This is a genomic window from Acinetobacter sp., from assembly GCF_036666595.1.
Classification (GTDB): Bacteria; Pseudomonadota; Gammaproteobacteria; order Pseudomonadales; family Moraxellaceae; genus Acinetobacter.
The window spans coordinates 1-676 of record NZ_JAVWVO010000089.1 but is presented as its reverse complement, the minus strand read 5'-3'; the positions used below and the strand labels follow the sequence as shown (position 1 = coordinate 676).

Annotated in this window: 1 protein-coding gene; it reads left to right on the top strand. The window is 35.1% G+C overall.

The annotated features are described in order from the left end of the window. Nucleotides 1-514: 514 nt before the first annotated feature. The coding region (locus tag RR876_RS16945; protein WP_332637185.1) for a RepB family plasmid replication initiator protein at nucleotides 515-676 on the top strand (162 nt) is incomplete at its 3' end.

Genomic DNA, 676 nt, shown 5'->3' with positions numbered 1-676 from the left:
GCGAGTGTCTACGAGCGAACTGATGCAATCAAAATTCTCGCTATGCTTTTTCTCTGATAACAAGCTCCCTTTTACTGCTAAGACTTAGATCCAGAGCATCCCGAATGGGTGCGAACAGACTTAATCTGCTTCTAGACCGAGCGTAGCGAGCATAAAAAACTGATGAGCGTAGCGAATTCCGAGTTGCTTTTGCTTTTAGAGAATTTATTCCAGGTATTTGCAAAAAATTGCCTCAACGAACTGAGCTTTAGCGAAGTTCAATAGAGTTTGAGCGAAGCGAAAACCAAGGGCAATTTTTCATAATGTCTTTTTTATTAATTTTAAATATTTTAAATATTTTAGGCGGCTTGAAAGCCTTTTATATCAATGCTTTCAGCTCTTAAATATGAGGGATTGACTACTAACTATGAGGGATTGACTACTAACTATGAGGGATTGACTACTTAACTATGAGGGATTGACTACTAACTATGAGAGAATTATATTACTCATAGTTAAGTTTATAGACATAGAAATGATGAGTACATATAAAAAAGAATTAGTAGTTAAATCAAATCAAGTAATTGAGGCTTCATATCAATTAAGTTCTACAGAACAGCGTATTGTCTTAGCTGCTATCAGTAAAATTAGTCGGGCTGAAGATATTACAGATGATGAAATTTATCGAGTAACCATT